The 20,940-nt window shown below is 39.6% G+C and carries 15 protein-coding genes; 10 read left to right on the forward strand and 5 right to left on the reverse strand.

Annotated elements, in window-relative coordinates:
- Positions 1-2: 2 nt before the first annotated feature.
- The 8 genes from odhB to SHI21_RS08150 all read left to right on the forward strand — a co-directional run bounded on the left by odhB (position 3) and on the right by SHI21_RS08150 (position 7,617).
- Positions 3-1,232 (forward strand): 2-oxoglutarate dehydrogenase complex dihydrolipoyllysine-residue succinyltransferase, encoded by a 1,230-nt coding sequence (gene odhB, locus SHI21_RS08115; protein ID WP_323575838.1) that lies wholly within the window; start codon positions 3-5, stop codon positions 1,230-1,232.
- Positions 1,233-1,278: 46 nt separating this feature from the next.
- Positions 1,279-2,121, forward strand: a complete 843-nt coding sequence (locus tag SHI21_RS08120) for a methyltransferase domain-containing protein (protein WP_323575839.1) — start codon at positions 1,279-1,281, stop codon at positions 2,119-2,121.
- 25 nt (positions 2,122-2,146) lie between these two features.
- Positions 2,147-3,550, forward strand: a complete 1,404-nt coding sequence (lpdA, locus tag SHI21_RS08125) for a dihydrolipoyl dehydrogenase (RefSeq protein WP_323575840.1) — start codon at positions 2,147-2,149, stop codon at positions 3,548-3,550.
- A gap of 19 nt (positions 3,551-3,569) precedes the next feature.
- Positions 3,570-4,334, forward strand: coding sequence for a dienelactone hydrolase family protein (locus SHI21_RS08130; protein WP_323575841.1), 765 nt, complete (start codon positions 3,570-3,572; stop codon positions 4,332-4,334).
- 127 nt (positions 4,335-4,461) lie between these two features.
- Complete coding sequence (locus tag SHI21_RS08135; protein ID WP_323575842.1) at positions 4,462-5,208, forward strand: 3D domain-containing protein; 747 nt, start codon at positions 4,462-4,464, stop codon at positions 5,206-5,208.
- A 3-nt stretch (positions 5,209-5,211) separates the two neighbouring features.
- Entirely contained in the window at positions 5,212-5,574 is a 363-nt protein-coding gene (locus SHI21_RS08140) for a hypothetical protein (protein WP_323575844.1), read from the forward strand.
- Positions 5,571-7,034 (forward strand): hypothetical protein, encoded by a 1,464-nt coding sequence (locus tag SHI21_RS08145; protein ID WP_323575845.1) that lies wholly within the window; start codon positions 5,571-5,573, stop codon positions 7,032-7,034. Before SHI21_RS08140 ends, SHI21_RS08145 begins: the two co-directional genes overlap by 4 nt.
- A 214-nt stretch (positions 7,035-7,248) precedes the next feature.
- Complete coding sequence (locus SHI21_RS08150; RefSeq protein WP_323575846.1) at positions 7,249-7,617, forward strand: response regulator; 369 nt, start codon at positions 7,249-7,251, stop codon at positions 7,615-7,617.
- Here the strand turns inward: SHI21_RS08150 and SHI21_RS08155 are convergent.
- The 3 genes from SHI21_RS08155 to SHI21_RS08165 form a co-directional block, all read right to left on the reverse strand.
- Entirely contained in the window at positions 7,614-8,729 is a 1,116-nt protein-coding gene (locus tag SHI21_RS08155; protein ID WP_323575847.1) for a hypothetical protein, read from the reverse strand. The two genes, SHI21_RS08150 and SHI21_RS08155, sit on opposite strands and share 4 nt — an antisense overlap.
- Positions 8,730-8,845: 116 nt before the next feature.
- A complete protein-coding gene (gene tpx / locus SHI21_RS08160) occupies positions 8,846-9,355 on the reverse strand; it encodes a thiol peroxidase (protein WP_323575848.1) in 510 nt (169 codons plus the stop codon).
- Between the two features lie 74 nt (positions 9,356-9,429).
- On the reverse strand, positions 9,430-10,848 hold the full coding sequence (locus tag SHI21_RS08165; RefSeq protein WP_323575849.1) for a lipopolysaccharide biosynthesis protein: 1,419 nt from the start codon (positions 10,846-10,848) through the stop codon (positions 9,430-9,432).
- 109 nt (positions 10,849-10,957) lie between these two features.
- On the opposite strand from SHI21_RS08165, the gene SHI21_RS08170 reads away from it, so the two are divergent.
- On the forward strand, positions 10,958-15,085 hold the full coding sequence (locus SHI21_RS08170) for an amino acid adenylation domain-containing protein (RefSeq protein ID WP_323575850.1): 4,128 nt from the start codon (positions 10,958-10,960) through the stop codon (positions 15,083-15,085).
- Here SHI21_RS08170 and SHI21_RS08175 read toward each other — a convergent pair.
- Both SHI21_RS08175 and SHI21_RS08180 read right to left on the reverse strand, forming a co-directional pair.
- Positions 15,080-16,657, reverse strand: a complete 1,578-nt coding sequence (locus tag SHI21_RS08175; protein WP_323575851.1) for an FAD-dependent oxidoreductase — start codon at positions 16,655-16,657, stop codon at positions 15,080-15,082. The genes SHI21_RS08170 and SHI21_RS08175 overlap by 6 nt on opposite strands.
- A 183-nt stretch (positions 16,658-16,840) precedes the next feature.
- Complete coding sequence (locus SHI21_RS08180; protein WP_323575852.1) at positions 16,841-20,182, reverse strand: Ig-like domain-containing protein; 3,342 nt, start codon at positions 20,180-20,182, stop codon at positions 16,841-16,843.
- Between the two features lie 366 nt (positions 20,183-20,548).
- On the opposite strand from SHI21_RS08180, the gene SHI21_RS08185 reads away from it, so the two are divergent.
- Positions 20,549-20,920, forward strand: coding sequence for a hypothetical protein (locus SHI21_RS08185; protein ID WP_323575853.1), 372 nt, complete (start codon positions 20,549-20,551; stop codon positions 20,918-20,920).
- Positions 20,921-20,940: the final 20 nt, after the last annotated feature.

Here is a 20,940-nt window from a genome sequence, read left to right on the forward strand (position 1 = left end):
TTATGAGTGTTGAATTAAAAATTCCGGTTATCGGAGAATCAGTAACAGAAGTAACATTATCATCATGGCTTAAAAAAGATGGTGACTACGTAGCTGAAGGTGAAGCGGTTTGTGAAATTGAATCTGATAAAGCTTCAATGGAATTACCAGCACCAAGTGCCGGTGTTTTAAAAATCATGGCAGAAGCTGGAAGTGAATTAAAAATTGGAGCAAAGATCGGTGAGCTAGATACTGCAGCGGCAAAGCCAGCAGCAGCAGCAAAAACTGAAGCGCCAGCGGCAGCACCAAAAGCTGAAGCAGCAGCTCCAGCAGCAACTGCATCTTCAGGAAAAGAAGTGAACTATCCAAGCCCGGCAGCTAGAAAAATCCTTGATGAAAAAGGTGTTTCAGCTGACGACGTAAAAGGATCGGGAAAAGACGGAAGAATTACAAAAGACGATGCAGTAAACGCATCTGCTCCAGCTCCAGCAGCAAAAGCAGCGGCACCTGCGGCAGCACCAACTGCAACTCGTGCCCCAACAGTACCTGGCGCGCGCGCAACTCGCCCAGAGAAGATGACTCGTTTACGTAAGACGATCGCTTCAAAACTTGTTGAAGCAAAAAATACAACAGCAATGCTAACAACTTTTAACGAAGTTGATATGTTTGAGCTAATGGCACTTAGAAAAAGATACAAAGACGCTTTCACGAAAAAACACGGAGTAGGTCTTGGGTTTATGTCACTGTTTACAAAAGCAGTCACAGTTGCTCTAAAAGACTGGCCGGCAGTCAACGCACAAATCAATGGTGATGAAATTTTATACCATGACTACGCGGATATCGGGATCGCGGTTTCAACTCCAAGAGGACTAGTTGTTCCTGTGGTGAGAAACGCAGAGAGTTTATCTCTAGCTGAAATTGAAAAAGAAATTTTAGCTCTTGCGACTAAAGCGCGTGACGGAAAAATTACTATCGAAGAAATGCAAGGTGGAACATTCTCTATCACTAACGGTGGTGTGTTTGGTTCAATGCTTTCAACTCCGATTTTAAACCTTCCTCAATCAGCGATTTTAGGAATGCATAATATTATCGAGAGACCAGTAGCTATCAACGGACAAGTTGTTATTCGTCCAATGATGTACCTGGCACTTTCTTACGACCACAGAATTATCGATGGACGTGAGTCAGTGAGTTTCTTGAAGCAAGTAAAAGAGCTTCTTGAAGATCCTTCTAGATTATTACTTGATGTTTAATTAAAATTTGGCCTGGGAAACCAGGCCTTTTCATGTGAGGTTACTTATGGCCACGCCTAAAGATTCAAATGAAAAAAAAGACTTTCCGTATCTACATGGCTTTTCGCCGGTAGAGCAAGAACGCCTGCGTTCGCAAGCGCGCTTCGCTGAACACACTATTTATCAAAACGTAAATTTTTCTTCTGCTAAACGAGTATTGGAAGTTGGGTGTGGAGTTGGAGCTCAGTCAGAGATCCTGCTTCGTCGTTTTCCCAATATTCATTTAACAGGAATTGACCTGAGCGATAAGCAGCTTGCTGCCGCGAAAGGATCACTTTCAAAATTATCATACGCTGATAACCGTTACGATCTTCATCAGATGAATGCTGAGAATCTAACGTTTACCACTGAAAATTTTGATGGGGCCTTTTTATGTTTCGTTCTGGAGCACGTTCCAGATCCACGTAGAGTTTTATCTGAGGTAAGGCGAGTGCTTTCTCCAGGTGGAACGGTTTACGTGACAGAAGTTTTAAATTCGTCTTTCTTTTTGGATCCATACTCTCCCAATACATTAAAATACTGGATGGCCTTCAATGACTATCAGTACGACCAGAAAGGTGACCCATTTATGGGAGCTAAGCTGGGGAACCTTTTAATGCAAATTGGTTTTAGAAATATTGAAACAGAAGTAAAGACATGGTTCCTGGATAATCGTCATCCGCAAAAAAGAAAAGAGATGATTGAGTTTTGGAGCGAGCTACTTATGAGTGCCAGTGATCAGTTAGTACAGGCAAAATATGTAGATCAGGAAACAGTTGATGGAATGAAAAAGGAAATGAGTGTCGTGGCCAATGACCCGAACGCCGTGTTCTTTTTCTCGTTTATACAAGCAAAAGCAAAAAATATCTAAGTTATCTAAAAGGAGATACGAGTAAATGAAAGAGTTTGATGTTGTAGTTATTGGTTCAGGTCCGGGCGGTTATGTTTGTGCTATCAGATGCGCTCAGCTTGGAATGAAAGTTGCCATAGTTGAAAAATATAAAACTCTTGGTGGAACATGTTTAAACGTTGGGTGTATCCCTTCAAAAGCATGGTTAGATTCATCTGAAAAATATCATGAACTAATGCACTCATTTAAAGATCATGGAATTGCAGCGAGCGGTGTAAAGCTGGACTTCGGTGTGATGAGAGACAGAGTTAAAAAAGTTGTAACTGATGTTACAGGTGGAATTAACTTTCTAATGAAGAAAAATAAAATTGAAGTATTTTACGGTATGGGATCTTTTAAAGATGCCAACACTGTTATCGTTAAAGGTGACAAGGAAACTGTAGAAATTAAAGGATCAAAAATCGTAATCGCTACAGGATCAAAACCTTCAACACTTCCCGGTGTAACGATTGATAAAGATAGAGTGATCACTTCAACTGAAGCACTTGTCCTAAAAGAACTTCCAAAAAAACTTATCGTTATTGGTGGTGGAGTTATCGGTCTGGAGCTTTCTTCTGTTTATAGAAGATTGGGTTCAGAAGTTACAGTTGTTGAGTACGCTGATTCAATCATCGCGACAATGGATGCTGGTCTTGGAAAAGAACTTCATAAAGTCTTAAAGCGTGATGGAATTGAATTCCTTTTAGGTCACGGTGTAACTGAAGTTAAAGCGACCGGTAAAAAAGTAACTGTTAAAGCAAAAAATAAAGCTGACAATTCGGAAGTGACGTTAGAAGGGGATTACTGCCTTGTTGCAGTAGGAAGACGCCCATACACTGAAGGTCTTGGACTGGATAAAGCTGGGGTAAAAATGGACGACAGAGGAAGAGTTGACACAAACTCTCACCTGCAAACAAACGTTCCTCACATCTATGCTATCGGTGACGTTATTAAAGGTGCAATGCTTGCTCACAAAGCTGAAGAAGAAGGTGTGTTGGTTGCTGAGTATATGGCAGGACAAAAACCACATATCGATTATAACTTAATCCCAGGTGTTGTTTATACTTGGCCGGAAGTAGCTGCTGTTGGAAAAACAGAAGAGCAACTAAAAGCTGAAGGGCGTGAGTACAAAACAGGAAGTTTCAAAACAACGGCAAGTGGACGTGCTCGTGCGTCTAACGAGTCTGATGGATTTGTTAAAGTTCTTGCTGATAAAAAGACAGATGAAATTTTAGGCGTTCATATGATTGGCCCACGTTGTGCAGACATGATTGCTGAAGCGGTTCTAGCAATGGAATTTAGAGCTTCTGCTGAAGACGTTGGTCGTACGTCACATGCTCACCCGACTTACTCTGAGTCGATGAAAGAAGCGTGCCTTGCTGCGACTGATAAGCGTTCATTGAATTCTTAAAACCAACAAGGGGTTGAATATGATTAAAGTATTAATTCTCTCACTATTATTTACGGTAACGGCACAAGCGAAAGTGAAGACAGAAAAAGTAGAGTACAAATCAGGTGACTTAACTTTTGAAGGATTCTTGGCTTACGATACTTTGTCTCAAGGAAAAAAACCTGGAATTATGGTTGTTCATAATTGGATGGGGATCACGGCAGAAACAGAATCAAAAGTCATGGAAATGGCAAAACTTGGTTACGTTGTAATGGCCGGAGATATTTACGGTAAAGGTATTCGTCCAAAAGACGCTGCTGAAGCTGGAGCTCTTGCTGGAAAATATAAAGCAGATTTAAAAACACTACGCGAGAGAGCAAATCTTGCGATTGATGAATTAAAAAAGCAGAAGAAAGTTGATACCAGCAAAATTTTTGTTGTAGGCTACTGCTTCGGTGGAACAACGGCGATTGAAGTTGCTCGTTCTGGAACTGATCTTCGTGGAGTGATTACTTTCCACGGCGGATTAACTCCATCGAACGATGACAAAAATATCAAAGGGCCGCTTCTAGTTCTTCATGGTGCAGTCGATCCATTCGTTCCCAAAGCAGACTTCGATGGATTCGTTAAAGGAATGAACGACGCAAAGATAGACTACCAGTTAGTTTCTTATGCGAACGCTGTTCACAGCTTCACTGAAAAGGGAGCAGGTAACGATAATTCTAAAGGGGCCGCTTATAATGAACTGGCCGATAAACGTTCATGGATTGCCATGAAAGATTTCCTAGCTGAAAGATCTAAGTAAAATTTCAATAACCTGAGTGTGATGTTGAACATTACACTCAGGCATCTTTTTCCGCATATTCCTTATCCTGTGATTTTCTTCACCAACAAACCAATCTAAACGATAAGTCCTCCACTAGGAGACTTTTATGTTTAAGACGACTTTTTTGGTTTGTGCACTATCACTATACTCATTAGCATCCTTTGCAGCTGATCCCTTAGACCTTGATAGGTTTGAGCTTCCGGCACCTGCTCAAAGTGATTTAGGACAAACATACAAACTGTGGGCAACCTATTATTACCTTCCAGAATTAAATGAAGATTCAGGCACTTTCCCTCTAAGAGATATGAAAGGGCAGGAGCTTGGGCCACGACTTACTCTAAGACATTGGTGTGATACCGCAATGGAAGGGTCGGTTAAAATAAATTTCAAGAACGGCGATATAAAAACTTTCAACTATCACGGAGTCACGTCCGACAACTATGTAGACTGTAAGTCTGTTTTTCCTAAACACACAGGGATTGGAAAGACGAAATTTCGTGAAGCAAACGGAGTGTATGGAGATGGGTTAGATGACTACATCCTTTCTCCTTATAGAACACTTGCGACGGATACAACTTACATCAAACCAGGAACTGCTCTTTATATTCCTAAAGCACGTGGAGCTAAGATCACACTTCCTAGTGGGCGAGTGATTACTCACGATGGTTATTTCTTCGCTGGTGATAAAGGTGGAGCTATTAAAGGCGCGCACGTTGATGTTTACATCGGCGTATCGAAGTCAGCAACATTCTTCCCGTGGATTGGAAGTAGTGAATCTAAAACGTTTGAAGCGTACGTCGTAAAAGACGCAAAAGTTATTCAGGATCTATTGGATCTGCATACTGTAAGGTAGTTTATGAAAGGTATTTTAGTTTTTTTATTTTGTCTTAATGCTTACGCTGCTACACAACCTTCGGATTGTGGGAGCTATGATATTTATGGACGAATGGAGAAAAGTAAAACACCAGGTGAATTTCAATACGTTGTGAACGGTGGAACTGTTTCACAATACAAATTTAAGCTCCCTCCCGTTCAGGAAATGAAACTGGCCCCTTATCTTGAACAGTCTTCAAGAATCAGAGCGACCATTTCTAAAATAATTACAGATTTTAATGGGGAGTTTTCAAAGATTGAAAAAGTTGAAGACGTTGTGCCAGATCCAGCAAAGCTAACCAAACAACATGGTTTTTTTCTGGTCAAGAAGGAGAAGTGTAAATGAAGACAACATTATTACTGGTGCTGATTATTTTAAGTGCCAACGTGGTTGCTAAAGATACAATTCTATTTATTGGTGGAGGTGGTGAACCTCTGAGTGCAGATGAAACTCAATTTGATGGAAGTCTTGAAGGGATAGGCGCTTTCCATTCCAAGAATAAAAATTCTTACGATGCCGTTGTCAACTTCAATGGGGGACATTCTAAGACTGAAAAAAAGATCAGCAAATATTTTTCAGGACAGGAAGTTGTACCAGATTTTACGACGACAAATTATAATAAAGTGGTCGATGATTTGATTAAAAAATTGTCTGCCAACCCGCCACAGATTCGTGCAGGTGAAAAACTTTTAGTTTTTATCAATAGTCATGGAAGTGAAAAACAAGCTGAGAAAACTCATAGTATCTCAACTTCACGATCGGCAATGACCAGTATGAATGCCGGTGGAGCAGGGATGGTGAGTCTTGATAAGCTTAAAGAACTGGCAGATCTTGCAGAAAAAAAGAATGTAAGGCTGGGAATCATCGATGGTAGTTGTCATGCAGGTAATAGTCTTGCGTTGGCAAATTCTAAAACGTGTGTGGTTGCAGGCTCAGGGCCAAATCATTATTCATATTCAGACTTTGCAGAAGTTTATGCAAAAAAAATGACGAAAGGAAGAAATCTGGAAGATATTTTTCTTGAGACAAATGATGAAGTGCTTGGAAAAGGTTTTCCGATGATTTCAAGTCCAGCAGGAGTCGCTGCTCAAGATGAACTTTATCCTTACCTTACTCCTTATATGTACTACCACGATGAGTACCGTGGAATGGCATTAGATAAAATTGATAACTACATGAAAGCAACTTCTTCTCCCGAATTAGTGTGTGTGAGAGAGAATGAGTATGTGAAGCTCGAATCACTGGTAAAATTAATTGAGAGTATGAGTAAAGTCGCAAAGGCCGAAGGAGCATTGTCTAGGTCTGTTGATTTATCAGGTCTGGAAAAAGAGCTTGCTGATTATAAAAAAACTCAGGATAAATACTTTCAAAAATTAAGTCAGCTTGATTTATCTGGTCTGAATAAAATAGAAAAAGTTAGGGTTGGCAATTTAGTAAGCCCGACTGGTTTCACTCATAAAGAATTATTGAAAACTAATTTTGAATTTTTTATTCAAAATAAAGTTGATCTGTTAAAAGACCCAAAGCTTGATGCGAAAAAGGAAAAGCAGGCCTTAGAATTAATTGCTTATTATAAAGCTGCAATGCTCGTTAAAGAGAGAGTTATAAGAGAGAACCCTCAGTATGCCCAACAACAAGTTATCATTGAAGGTCTTAAAACAGATAACGATGTTGGTTTTCAAGTGGCCGCTAAAATTATGAAAGAGGCACATGAAGCCTATAATGCGCTTTATAAGATAAGAGAAAGCGAAATGGTCAAGCAAGCAAAGAGAGCTCCAAACCCTTGTAAGGATTTTGTTCTTTAAGATCTTGGTGCTAAATGTAAGAAAATCTCGCTCACATTCCCCTTAGATAGTGATTTATTCTCAATTTTAGGTTAAAATTTTTAGATCATACCGCTAGTTGATAGTAAGTTATTATCATATGCGTCTAGAGTGGATGACAGATTCAAGAACTCTTCAGTACAAAAATAAGAGTGAGAGTTGTCCAAAAGACGTAGACTCGAAGGAGGAGATAATAGTGATTAATAAAAAAATCCTGTTAGTAGAAGACGATCAAGACATTCGCGAAACTTTAATTGAATTACTAGAAGGCGAAGGCTACGAAGTAATCTTTGCAGAAAACGGCCAGGTCGGCCTTGATAAACTTTCACAAATCAAAATGCTTCCCAATCTTATTTTGCTCGACCTTATGATGCCTATTAAAGATGGGTTTCAATTCTGTGCAGAAAAAGACGCCAATCCTAAAATTGCTCATCTACCAGTCGTTGTTATGTCAGCTGATGGCCATATTCGTGAAAATCAACAACGCGTAAATGCTCGCGCTTATCTTAAAAAGCCGCTTGATATTTATGAGATCATCGATATTGTTGAAAAATACTGCGTTTAAAAGCAGAGAGTATCAAGTCTCAAGAGGTCATCACTTCTGTGGCCATAATCCATTCCATGCCAGCTAAACAGCGATTCTGTTAAAGCTTCTGCTTGTGAGGCCGTATCTAATTCATAAAAGCGCTTCACTTTCTCGCATCTATTTTTCACCGCAACTTTCACAACTTTTCTCTGAAGTAATTCATAATGAGAAGGGTTCAATGCTTCGTTTAGATGGTTTGAAAAAAAGAGAGCGATAAGCTCTTTTTCATCAATGGCATTTTCTGCATTAAATTCCACAGTGTGGTCTTCTTTAATAATCAGAACTGGTGGATAAGTTTTTTCATCAAGCGTGATAGGGTGAAGAAGATTTTCATAAAAATGAAATCCTGCAAAGTTCGCAGCTAAGTCACCATTAGAGTAAACTCCATCAACTATGGCACCATACATTCCATTTTCAGTGCTTTTTCCCCAGTCAATAACAGTGCTCATGGCCTTGGTCTTGTCCTGAGTTTTATTTAATTCTTTATGGTAGCGCTCAAAATATTCATAACCTTGATTGAACATATGCCCCAGTTTATCAACGCCCATATAGACGCCGAACATTTTCACACTCGAGCAAAAAACAAAATATGAACTGGAAATGATTCGATGGAATCCGGCATAAGCATAAATGTTTTTAAACTTAGAAGGAACGTATGTGATTTGTTTGTTGTCTTTAACATTTTTAGGATAAGGAATCATTGAGAGTGGCAATCCAAAAACACCATCTCTTTGATCTTCCCAGCTAAAGCGCCCGCCAATTTCGTTATAGATTGAAAGCGTGATGCCCATCTTGCTTTTAATAAGATTTAATCTTGCTTTATTTCCAGCGATTTCATCTTTTAAGAATTCTAGTTTTTTAGTATTCTCTTCTCTGATGATTTGTTTTTCAAGAGACTCGATTTTAAGAGGAAGCTCTTTTATATCAGTATTGATTTTGGCAATGGCCACATTGACTTGTTTGTAAATAAAAGCAGACATGTCAGTCCCTACATCGGCCAGTTCCTGATCAGGCACGGTATGCTGATCAGACTCATAGGCAAAGATGCCTTGAGAAAGACTGAGTAATAAGACCAACACTAACTTCTTCATAAGCATTATAAGAGCAAGTGTGGGGCCATAATAAAAGACTGATTTTAATAGGAGAATTGGAGAAAATTTAAAACAGGTGACCAAATTTTAGACGATCTGGTCACCTGGGGAGATGCTTATCTTTTTGAAGAATTAATAGCGATTAGGGCCTCTTCATAGTTTGGCTCATGAGTGATTTCTGAAACCTGCTCAGTATATAAGATTTCATTTTTTTCATTGATGATAATGATTACTCTTGAAGTTAAACCTTTTAGAGGTCCATCAACGAAATCTACCGGAAAGAATTTTAAGAAATCAGATCTAAAAAGTGAAGCCACAGTCACTTTATCAATTCCTTCAGCTCCACAAAATCTTTTTTGAGCAAATGGAAGATCAAGTGAAAGATTGATCACGGCAACGTTGCCAAGTTCAGCTGCATTTTTATTGAATGTGCGTACACTTGTTGCACATGTCCCAGTGTCGATACTTGGGAAGATATTAAGCAGTTTGTATTTTTCGCTGAAAGAAGAAAGTTTTACTTCGCTCAGGTCAGTTTTTACCATTGTAAAATCGTGAGCAAGATCCCCTAAATCAGGAAGAGTCCCTCGTGTGTTAACTGGATTACCTTGTAGTGTGATTTTTGTCATTTTCTTCTCCTCAAAATTGATAGACCAAAGCGATTACATGAGTAGCATACGCTCTGGAGCTTTACTTGGAAAGATCAATGTTTTGAGTCTGATCGAGAAATGAAGAAAGTAAGATAGCAGATAGCAAAAAGAGGAGCGCAAACCAAAAACCATTGCAGTTCATTTGAGAAGAACTTTTTTGCAGCATAACAAATGGCCGAGAGAAAAATACACATCTCAGCATAATGAAGCAGTTTTTTCGCAGGTATTAATTCCGCGGCCTTTTTATGAATGATACCAGCAGAGATATTTAAACAGTAAATTTTCGGAATAAGTTTGGTGATAATTCCTATAATTAATGCCCATCTTAAATCTAAAAATTTTACAGAGAGAAAAATGATTAAAAAAGAAACTGGCGTAATGTAAGAATAGATTTTTAAAACAGCGTCAGTCTTCGCAGTCGCTCGTAAAATAGAGTCGTGAGGAATTAAAAGAAGTAGATACCCTAAGGCAAAAATTTGCAGGAAGATGGCCGATTTTTCATATTGAGTTGTATAAAGCAGGTTAATGATAGGTGTAGCAAAAACGATAAGTCCTGCAACGGCCGGGATCACCAGGTAAGCGATGTCGCTAATTGCCTTACGATAAGCAAAGGCCATCTGATCAAATTCAAGCTTTGACATAGCAATAGATAATTTAGGGATCAGGTTTTTTTGAACCGAGTTTTCTAATAAATAAAGGGGAGGAATAATTAAACATCCTAGCGAGTAAAAGGCGAATAGGTCAGCAGAAACAACTGCTGAGATAATCAGTAAATCGGCCTTTTCGGTAATAAAAAGCAAACAAGAAGAAAGTGAAACAGGCATAGAGTATTTTAAAATTTCTCTGATTTTACCTTGATCCCATTTTAATGAAACGGCATTGGATCTCCATCCAAGATAAGTCATCAGGATAAAGCTCAAACACATAATGCAAAAGAAATAATAAAAAAGATAATTGATGTCACGATACTTCCAGGCGATAAAAATAAACCCGATGGTTTTCACCACTTCAAAACAAACAGACAATCCTGCACCTAGAAAAGTTTTTCCACGGGCGATACAAACTTCGTTGTAGTGGCCAGAAGGGCAGACGAGAAATCCTGAGATCAACAAGATAAATAAGATCGGCGTAGAAAGCGCCAGATGCTCTTTAAAGAGCATGATGATGAATGCTCCCGGAATAAGTATCAAAGAAGATAAAATAAAAGTTAAAAGCCATGTGGCCTTTATGTAATCGTCGCGCTCATGAGTTTTTCCCATCCAGTAGTAAACTGAGTTGAGCGGACCTCCGGCCATGACAATAAACGGTATTAAGGAAAGGTAAAGAAAGAAGGTTTTATAGAGCCCCATTTCAATAGGTGCATAGAGTCTTACAAGTACTATTGGCAGTAGCATATTGACTACTGAACTGATATTGCTCAATAAAAATATAGGCCAGTGGTTTTGGGTCAGTCTTTTTGCTAATGAAAACATACTCACTACTATCGTCAAAATTAAGAAAAAGTAAAGTTATCAACTATCACTTAATGTATTATAAATTATTCCGATATAATTAACTAATTGAGTAATTACTGGAATAATTTTGATAAAACAAGAATCTCATCACATCCAAGAAAGGCTAGCTTCTATATGGAAAAGATTGCTCGGCCTTGAGAGACTTACTCACGATCAAAACTTCTTTGCCATGGGTGGGCATTCACTTCTGGCCATTGATCTTTTAAGCGAAATTGAAGAGGTCTTTGCTGTTAAGTTGAACATGAAAGACATTGCAGAAGCTCCCAGCGTTCAAGACTTATCGCAAATTATTTTAACCTACAAAAAAAATGTTGCACTGGCCTCTGAGAATCTTGATTTTAGCAACGGGTATTACCCTCTTACTACAAATCAAAAACAGGTGTGGGGACTTAATGTTCTTTACCCTGAATCCATCACACATAATATTTCAACGGCCATTAAGATCAATCGCAAACTTGATATCAATCTTCTTACGAAAACAATTAATACCATCGTAGAAAGACATGAATCACTAAGAACCAGATTCAGGGTTCATCATGGTGTTCCTCATCAGGAGATTATTCCTGAATATAAATATCATTTTGAATTTATCGATATTAAAGAAGAACAATTAAAAGAAGTTTTACAAGAAGAGATGAAGCACCTCTTTAACCTGGAAGAAGCTCCTCTCATGAGAATCCGCTTCTACCGTTTAAGCGAAGAAGAAATTGTTTTCTTCTTTCTAGTTCATCACATTATTTGGGATGGTCTAAGTAATACTTTTTTCTTCCATGAGTTTATTTCAATTTACCGCTCTCTGGAAAGTGGTGAAGAAGTCAGCGTTCCCGAGGTCCGTTTAAACTACAAGGACCATGCAATTAAAGAAATCGAGTATCTTAAGTCAGAAGATTTTTTTGAACAAAAAAGATCATGGGACAATATATTCACAGGGAAACTTCCTGTTTTAAATCTTCCTACTGATTATCCTCGAACGCCTAAAATCAATAATCAGTCTGAGACAATCTATTTTGAAATCAGCGCAGAGATGCTAGAGAAGCTTGAAGTTTATGCCCAAACAAAATATCTTTCACTCTATAATATTTTCTTTGCTGTTTATTATGTCCTGCTTGCTAGAATTAGTGGCGAAAACGATTTTATTGTAGGAACACCTGTTCACGGAAGAAATAATAGAGATGTCAGAAAAATTCTTGGCTATTTTATCAATACTCTCCCTGTAAGAACAACTCTTGATCCTATGAAGTCTTTTAAGGACAACTTGGGAATTTTCTTAGAGTCCCTTAAGCATGCTTTCTATAATCAGAATGTTCCTTTGGATGTATTGCTTAAAAATTCAACCATTGAGAATGACCCTTCCAGGACCCCCTTATTTCAAACGCTATTTATCTATCTTGATGTAACAAAAGAGCTGGATGTATTTAAGAGTGAGTCACTGGAACAAATCAAACTAGAGCGCTATTCGGTTCACACCGAAATCGATTTTTATCTCTACAAGTCCCGCGATAAAGTAGAAGGCGTGATTGAATTTAGAAAAGATCTTTATACTCCGCAAACCATGAAGAAAATGGGAGAGGATTTTATCGATATTCTAGATAAGATTCTTCAGGATGAACTTCAAAGTCTGCATGAGATGGGCGTTAAGGCCATTGTAACTCAAAATGAAATGATCGAAATGGATATGAGGGCGTACGATGATTTTAGCAATGAGCGACCTTTTTATAAATCATTTGAAAAGATGGCCGTCCTATATCCTGATAAAGAAGCGATAAAAACTTCGAAAGGGAGTTTAAGTTATGACGAGCTTGATAAAAAGTCTGACCTTATTGCGGTCAAACTCTTAAAGCAAGGAATCAAAATCGGTGATTTGGTCGGTGTAAGTGCTAATCGTAATGAAAAGCTTGTTATTGCCCTTCTTGGTGTTTTAAAAGCTGGTGCGACTTATGTTCCCTTAGATCCGAAATTCCCCGATGAGAGACTTCATTACATGATGGAGCGCTCAGGAGCTAAGATTTTACTTTCAGAAAAAGGTTTGATCTCTCGTTTCCCACAATACTCTAATCACCTTCTCATCGAAGACATATTAAATGCTAAAATATATAGACCATTTACTTCTGTTGATGTTGGTCTTCATAGTAGCTGCTATGTTCTTTTTACGTCGGGAAGCACGGGAAGACCAAAAGGCGTCGAAGTCAGTCATGAAAATGTATTAAATTTTTTAAAATCAATGTCCAAAAAACCAGGTCTCGCGAATTCTGATTGTCTGTTGTCTGTGACCACTTTCAGTTTTGATATCTCGGTGCTGGAGCTATTTTTACCTTTAATGACAGGAGCGACTGTTTATCTTGCCAATGAAGAGCAAGTTCTTGATGGAGATGAACTGGCCCGAATTATTAAACAGGAAAAAATAACATGTATGCAGGCCACGCCTTCATCATGGCGTTTACTTCTGGCCACTGGATGGAAGGGGAGTTCGGAGTTAAAAATTCTTTGTGGTGGCGAGCCCATGCCAAAAGATCTGGCCCATAAACTTTTAACTCTTTCAAAAGAAGTCTGGAATATGTACGGGCCGACAGAAACAACCGTATGGTCAACCGTCAAGAAACTATCTTTCGATGATAAAAAAATTCTGATTGGATCTGCTATTGATAATACCTGTCTCTACATTCTCAATGAGAAAGGAGAGTCTTGTCCGGTCGGAGTTGAAGGCCATCTTTTTATTGGTGGATTAGGTGTGGCAAAAGGCTACATCCAGGATTTAGAACAAACCCATAAGCGTTTTGTGAAAAATCCTTTCCGCCTTAATGAATTGATGTATGACACTGGAGATATGGCAAGGTTTGAAAGTTCGGGCGAGATTGAATGCCTGGGACGCAGTGATGACCAGGTAAAGATCAGAGGTTTTAGAATTGAATTAGGTGAAATTGAAGAAGTGGCCCTTCGTCAGGATTTTGTTCACGAGTGTGCGGCCAAAGTTCATGGCAATAATATTTTTGTCTATCTGACATTAAAACCAGAAACGACTTATAACGAAGAGGTCCTTAAAAAAGTTTTTAGAGAAAAGCTTCCTGGTTACATGATCCCTCAGAAAATTTTAATGTTGAATCATTTACCAAAAACACTAAATGGTAAAATTGACAAAAAGGCCTTAACTGAAAAGGCATGCTTAAATGCGACCTCTGTAAAAGAACCAACCTCACTTGAGCATACTGCAACTATGAGTGAGATCATGGCAATCTGGAAAACAATTCTGCAGGTAGAAAGTGTGGATGTTGATGAAAATTTTTTTAATCTTGGCGGACACTCCATTTCCGCTGTCGAGATATTTGGAATCGTAAACGATAAGTTTAATCTTAATTTGCCTCTTTCTGTTATTTTTGAGGCCGCGACCATTCGTTCTTTAAGTGATGTGATCGATAGTACCGTTAAAAAGAATTCTTACGAATTATCCCAACTAAAATGTGTTGTTGCGATTAAGCCCGGCAAGAAAAATCTGGAACCTGTTTTTTGTTTTCATGGAGTAGGTGGAAACGTACTCAACTATTATCCCCTGGGAACTCATGCGGGAGAGCGTGCTTTTTACGGAGTTCAGTCGGTGGGAGTGAATGGTGAAGACCAGATCGTCGAAACAATTCCTTCCATGGCGAAAATTTATATCCAGGAGATCAAAAAGGTTCAACCTAAGGGCCCTTACATCCTTTCTGGCGGTTCAATGGGCGGAATGGTTGCCCTGGAAGTGGCCGCACAGTTAAAAAGTGAAGGTGAGGAAATTAAGTCGCTGGTGATGTTTGATACTGTCGGGCCGAATTTAGATTTCAAGACCTACGGAAATGTTAAAGTCGGTTTTTTTACCAGAACAAAAAGCTCACTCTCTTTAAGATATTTTAAAGCAATAAATTTTGTGAAGACTCAGTTTTATACACTCAGAAAAGTTTCAATTCCTCATTCTCTAAGATACTTCAGCATTGAAGATAAAAACTTTGCGGCCCTAAGAAGTTACACTCCAGCTCTTTATGAAGGAAATATTATTTTAATCCGCGCTCCGAGGACTGCAAAAGGCTGGTACGCTGATCCTTATCTAGGATGGCGAAAAGTGATCAATGGAAAAATTGAAACCATCGAGATCAAAGGTGATCACCACAATTTCATTGAAGGCCCCGAAATGTCTGAGGCCTTCAAAAAAATTATCAAAAGACTATAATTCACTCTCTCGTATTTCTCGAGGCGACTCTTTGACTGGAATACTTTTAACATCAGTTGCAGGTTTTAAATCGCTAATCGCCGGCCCTTCAATGACTTTGCCGTGACAATCAAAGCGCGAGCCATGACAAGGACAGTCCCAGGATTTTTCGGCCTTATTCCAGGAAACAATCCCGGCAAGGTGAGGGCAGACAGCACTCATGTATTCTATTTCTCCCGTTTCATTTTTATAAGCGGCCACCATCTTGCCACTTTTTCTAAAAACAATTCCTTCATCTGGAGTCAGTTTAGCAATATTATTTTTAAATTTAGGATCCAGCCAGTCTATATACTGAGCGGCCACATTTAAATTCTCTCTGATATACTCTTTGGCCGCCATTAAAGAAACTCTCGATGGCGAGTACAGTTTTTCCCATGGATTTTCTCGTCCCATAATCTGGTCAGTGATTAACATGGCACCAATCGTACAATGGGTCATCCCGTTTCCAGAGTCACCGGTAATGACATAGACGTTGTCTTCATCCATTGGATTTCTTCCTAAGTAGGCAAGACCATCGACTGGTTCCATCACTTGGCCGGACCATTGATAGGCCACTTCACCTAAAAATGAAATGTGCTTGCGTGCCCATGCTTCCAGTTTTTTATAGCATCGTTCTGGATGTTCTTCCTGCCCCGTTTTATGATCTTCACCGCCAACAATTAAAATATCAGTATCCTCTTTATGTTCAACACGAATGTAATGATAAGGATCAAGCGTATCCCATACCAGTGCATCGGGAAAACTTCCTTTTAAAATTTTAAACCCGAGAACATAAGTTCTATAAGGGGCCTGTTTTGTATGAATGGCAAACATATCATTGATAGGCGTATTGGTTGCGACAACAATTGAGCTGCAATAAACGATACGATTATTTGCTGTCTTTACAAAAGCATTTTCTCCACCTTTAACTTCAGTGACGTGAGAGTGAGTGTAGATTTGTCCGCCACCTTCTATAATGATATTGGTAAGTGCGGAAAGATATTTCACAGGGTGAAGTTGCATTTGTCTTGGAAAGTGTAGCGACGGCCCGATGTCGACATTATTGAATGGAGAGAAGGCGAGACGTTGGACATCGACCAGTCCTGCTTTATGAGCGGCTTCATACTCTCTTTCTAAAATATCTTCATTTTCATCAGTCAAAGAAAATAAATACCCGCTGACTTTTTTTAAGTCGCAGTCAATTTTTTCACGTCTGACTATCTCTTCAACTTTTCTGATGGCCTCACTATGACTATTGATCGCAAGCTTTAATCCATCTTCACCATGAAATCTCTCCAGGTTAAAAAAGCGGTCATCAAGAGCGTTTACAAAATGAGCTGTGGTTCTTCCTGTTTGTCCTGAGAGAAGTTCATCGGACTCAAGAACACAAACTTTTTTTCCTTCCTTCATTAATAAGTACGCCGTCGTGAGACCTGCGATTCCTCCGCCGATTATGCAAACGTCTGTTCTAAAATCTTCATTAAGGGGGATGCGGGTAGGCATTGTATTTTGATCAAACCATACTGAAACACTTTCACCGTGGCGTGCAGACATAGGAGCTCCTTGGTTTTTATAATCTTAAAGATCCATAAAAATAATGTGCAAGTGGCAGACCTTGATTCTGTGAATTGTAAGGGGGGGAAAGAACAATAAGGAGGGAATAGTTCCCCAAGAGGCCGGGGCAAAAAAAAGGGCCCGCTTAAAGCAGGCCCAATTTTTTAACAATTTTTCTAGAGACTAGTTGGCCGGGTTTGCCCCACCTAAGATCCCACCACCAAAGTATGAGTAGAAGATCTTGCTTGCATCTTTTGGATCAAGCGCCACACTTCTAGCATTTCTTTGAAGTGGAGGAACTTCGTTTTTACCCCAAGTCGCTCCACCATCTTTCGTGTAAAGCATACCACCGTTACCCCATGTACCATCTAGCTGGTAGTATCCAGCAACGTGAACCTGGTTGCTATTTCTTGGGTCGATCTTGATATCAACTGCGTGAGTAACCTGTTTCATTCTGTTCCAAGTGTTACCACCATCAGTTGTTTTCCAAGCACCAGTCATTAACCAGTTGCTCTTGTTTTCATAGTCCACCATCCAGATCGTCGAAGGATTCTTGAAATCGATCGCGAAAGCTGTAGGGTAGTACCATAACTTGTATCCAGCACTAGCGTCTTTTGGATAGTTAACTGTGCCTCTTAAAAGTCTCCACGAAGTCGCTCCATTTGCTACATCAAGAAGATAAACTCCTGTGCTTGCTTGGTTAGAGAACGTTGGAGCATCACCTGTTAGAAGAGCGTAAACGTTACCAGTGTTCGGGTCTACTTCGATCTGAGGAATAATTTTATTTCCAGCAGGAAGACCTGTGTTCATGTAAGTCCAAGTCGCACCATCATTTTTAGAAACTGCGATACCAACTTCTTGTGTACCACCGTAGATGATGTCGTTTTTAGCATCGTAACCAACAGACAAGAACTGACGGTTGTAGTTCGTGTCCACTGGAGTTAAGCGCTTCCAGCTTCTTCCTCTATCTAATGTCTTATAAATACCACCGTTACCAGTAACTGCGTTTGCATGCCACTCGTTCGGGAAGTCGTGAAGTGATCCACTCGCAGCGTAAGCTACCATGTCGTCACTTGGGTCAAAAGCATAGTCATAGTAACTGTTGTACTGAGTTTTCGGAATTCTGAAGCTTACACCATGATCTTCTGATACAAGGCCTCCGATGTCAGCAGATGCGCCATACATGATGTCAGTGTTCGTCGGGTGAAATTTCATTTTGTAAATCGAGATAACTTCAAGTCCTCTCGTCTTCCATTTTTTACCAGCAGTCGGTGTTCCTGTATCAGCGTATTCTGTGAATGGCGCTTTCCAGTTTTCTCCAGCGTTAAGTGTAGAGTGTAGGAAGAAGTATCCTGATCCAGCTACAACGTTCGCGTTTCTTTGGTTGATTGCGAAACTTTCGTAACCTGAATCCCACCATCCAACATCAAGAGCAACGGCAGACCATTCTAACTTTTCTTTCGGCCATGGAGCGTATGGAACCACATCGTAGTTGATTTGATTTAATTTTAATCCCCAAGTCTGACCTTTATCTGTAGATACGTGAACTTTTGTACCGTACTGACGGATCCATTTTGTTGAACCAGTCGTGTAGATCATAGCTGAATTGTTTTCTGCCATTTTTAAATGGTCACCAACGGCCTGAGCATTCTTAACGAATCCACCACCATTTTTATTAATCCAAACATATCCACAGTGAGCAACAGTATCGTTGATTGAAGTTTGTCCCCAGTCATTTAAGTACTGATATACCCATCCACAAGCATTTGCTCCATCGTTATCAGAGTAAGCAAGTGTTACACCACTCACATCCGATCCACCAGTGAACAGACGAACTCCTCCCGCTGGAGCAGAGTAAGTTGTGAACGATAAACCATCATCACTTGAAACTAAAATTTTAGTTTTTGTCGCCTGATAAACTTTACCATTCGTATTGTGGTCAAGGAATGTTCCGATAGCTTCTTCAGCAACAGAAGAAATTCTTGTCCAAGAAGTCCCGTTGTTTGCCGTACGTAATAATCCTTTTGTCGTACCTGCATACATGATGTTCGCGTTTGAACTATCAGAGTACCAGTATTTAATGATCTCACCTGAAATAAGTCCCATTGAGATCGCAGAGAATGTAGTTCCTGAATCAGTACTTCTTCTTGGATTGATACCAGCCGCTGCGTGGAAAACAGTTCTTCCGTCAGCAGAGAATCCAACACTCACAGATCTTGTCAGGTCGGAATCAAACACAGCTTGATTGTGGTTAACTGCATTCCAGCTTTGACCTAAGTCAGTCGATTTGAATAATGTCCCCATGTCAGTACCGATAAACCAAAGGTTGTTGTACGGGCTGATTGAAACACCACTCATTGCACCACCACCACCAACACCAAGAGGCTTATAGGCAGCAGAAGGAGAAGTAGGAGGTTCAACTGGTGGCGGTTCAACTGGAGGTGGCTCAACCGGTGGAGTTACCGGACCTGATCCAACAGTAATAGAAACTGTTGCTAGGTTTGAATCAACTTTTCCGTCATTCACTTTATATGTAAATGAAGTTGTTCCGCTGAAAGTAGAAGTCGGAGTGAAAGTACAAGTACGTCCTGAGCAAGTTAATCCACCATTAGCTGGCGTTGTTACTGGAATATATGTAAGAGCGTCGCCATCTACATCAGTACCTGCATTCAGAGTGATATTAACTGCTGTATTGAACGCAGTTGAAACCGACTGAGTGGCAGGAACTACCGGAGCATCGTTAACCGAAGCTACGTTAATAGTTGCCGTTGCGATATTTGAATCAAGTTTTCCATCATTAACTTTATATGTGAAAGACACTTTCCCATTAAAGTTAGCAGCGGGGGTATAAGTACACGCGCGAGACGCTCCACCATCACACTTAAGAGCACCAGAAACCGGGTCGCTCACTTTAATGTAGGCAAGAATATCGTTGTTTGCATCGGTCCCTGCGTTCAGATTAAATGTTACAGGTGTATCCTCAGTGGCCTCAATCGTTTGCGTGCTTAAAACAGCAGGTGCAACGTTTACAGGAGCTGTTGTACCACCGACCTCAACGAGTGAAAGAGTGTCCAGGTAGACGTAAGATTTTGCATAAGCATCTTTTTGGGCATAAATTTCTATATAGCCCGTGTTCGCTGGTACAGTAAATGTAGACGTGTAAAGCTTATAAGAAGTTGAGTTAATCACCATCTTGGCTTCATCAATCCATCCACCACTAGCTGTTTTAAATCTAACAGCGATCATCGATGACACTGACATCGAATCAATTTTTCCATAGGCCGATAGGGTGTACTTTTTACCGGCAGTTACACTCACGATCTTTTGAGTGATTGTTCCTACTCCTGTACCAGCTCTGGCCGCATAAATTCCACTGTGTGCAGATTTAACTGCAGTGAAACTTCCTGTCGCTGTCCATCCACTTAAAGATGACTCGAATCCAGGATTGGCGATGAGATTTGTCTCAGCACCGAAGGCCGTGAAGGTTGAGAGAAGGCAAAGCGAAGTGAGAATTGTCTTGTTCATGCTTAGTCCTTGTTCAAATTGATAATAAAAATGAGAAACGAGAAACGTTAAAAATATAAAAATCAGAAATTCAATTTCGTATTCAAAATGTTATCGAACTAAGGAGGGAAATCTTGATGCGGCAATTTTTGTAAGAGTAAAAAAATCAGAAAGTTAAATTCAAGTAGTTAAGAGAAATACCGATAGATAAAATTATTTAGAACCTAATTCCATCGGTTGCATGAATCGTATGAATCATATTTAAAAAAATTGTTCTACTAATTAGAACGGTGACACTCTGGCACTTACACTATGGAAAAAAATCGCCCATCCAAATTGATTTTACGAGAGCGACGATCATATCTTTTTGCGTCGATGAGTAGTGCTATGGCCGCCCTTCTTCTTTTCTATAAACTGTTTCAAAATAATCTCTATCTGAAGATCATTGACTACACCTGGATAGCGCTGGTTTTAGGCTGGCTTATATTGGGGAATATCGTTCATGGGTACTTTGCCTTCAGGAGCTTTAACTCGCTTGAAGACAATGCTGAAATAGATGAGATCAAAGGTATTAAAGTGACGTTCTATAAATCGCTATTGATAAATTTTTTTCTTCCCTACATCATGCTGATCATTTTGTTTTTAGTGATGAAAGAGTTCTTGGTTGCGACGATTGCATCGGTTTTATTATTTATGATGAGTGCAGGATGCTACTACCTGGACCTTCGACCGATCATGATGTTGAAAAACAAAAAATAAATCTCAAAAAATATAATATT

This window comes from Bacteriovorax sp. PP10 (genome assembly GCF_035013165.1).
Classification (GTDB): Bacteria; Bdellovibrionota; Bacteriovoracia; order Bacteriovoracales; family Bacteriovoracaceae; genus Bacteriovorax; species Bacteriovorax antarcticus.

Excerpts from the sequence above, each read along its gene's own strand:
- odhB (WP_323575838.1), top strand. The coding sequence starts at position 3 with ATGAGTGTTGAATTAAAAATTCCGGTTATCGGAGAATCAGTAACAGAA.
- SHI21_RS08120 (WP_323575839.1), top strand. The coding sequence starts at position 1,279 with ATGGCCACGCCTAAAGATTCAAATGAAAAAAAAGACTTTCCGTATCTA.
- lpdA (WP_323575840.1), top strand. The coding sequence starts at position 2,147 with ATGAAAGAGTTTGATGTTGTAGTTATTGGTTCAGGTCCGGGCGGTTAT.
- SHI21_RS08130 (WP_323575841.1), top strand. The coding sequence starts at position 3,570 with ATGATTAAAGTATTAATTCTCTCACTATTATTTACGGTAACGGCACAA.
- SHI21_RS08135 (WP_323575842.1), top strand. The coding sequence starts at position 4,462 with ATGTTTAAGACGACTTTTTTGGTTTGTGCACTATCACTATACTCATTA.
- SHI21_RS08140 (WP_323575844.1), top strand. The coding sequence starts at position 5,212 with ATGAAAGGTATTTTAGTTTTTTTATTTTGTCTTAATGCTTACGCTGCT.
- SHI21_RS08145 (WP_323575845.1), top strand. The coding sequence starts at position 5,571 with ATGAAGACAACATTATTACTGGTGCTGATTATTTTAAGTGCCAACGTG.
- SHI21_RS08155 (WP_323575847.1), bottom strand. The coding sequence starts at position 8,729 with ATGAAGAAGTTAGTGTTGGTCTTATTACTCAGTCTTTCTCAAGGCATC.
- tpx (WP_323575848.1), bottom strand. The coding sequence starts at position 9,355 with ATGACAAAAATCACACTACAAGGTAATCCAGTTAACACACGAGGGACT.
- SHI21_RS08165 (WP_323575849.1), bottom strand. The coding sequence starts at position 10,848 with ATGTTTTCATTAGCAAAAAGACTGACCCAAAACCACTGGCCTATATTT.
- SHI21_RS08175 (WP_323575851.1), bottom strand. The coding sequence starts at position 16,657 with ATGTCTGCACGCCACGGTGAAAGTGTTTCAGTATGGTTTGATCAAAAT.
- SHI21_RS08180 (WP_323575852.1), bottom strand. The coding sequence starts at position 20,182 with ATGAACAAGACAATTCTCACTTCGCTTTGCCTTCTCTCAACCTTCACG.
- SHI21_RS08185 (WP_323575853.1), top strand. The coding sequence starts at position 20,549 with ATGGCCGCCCTTCTTCTTTTCTATAAACTGTTTCAAAATAATCTCTAT.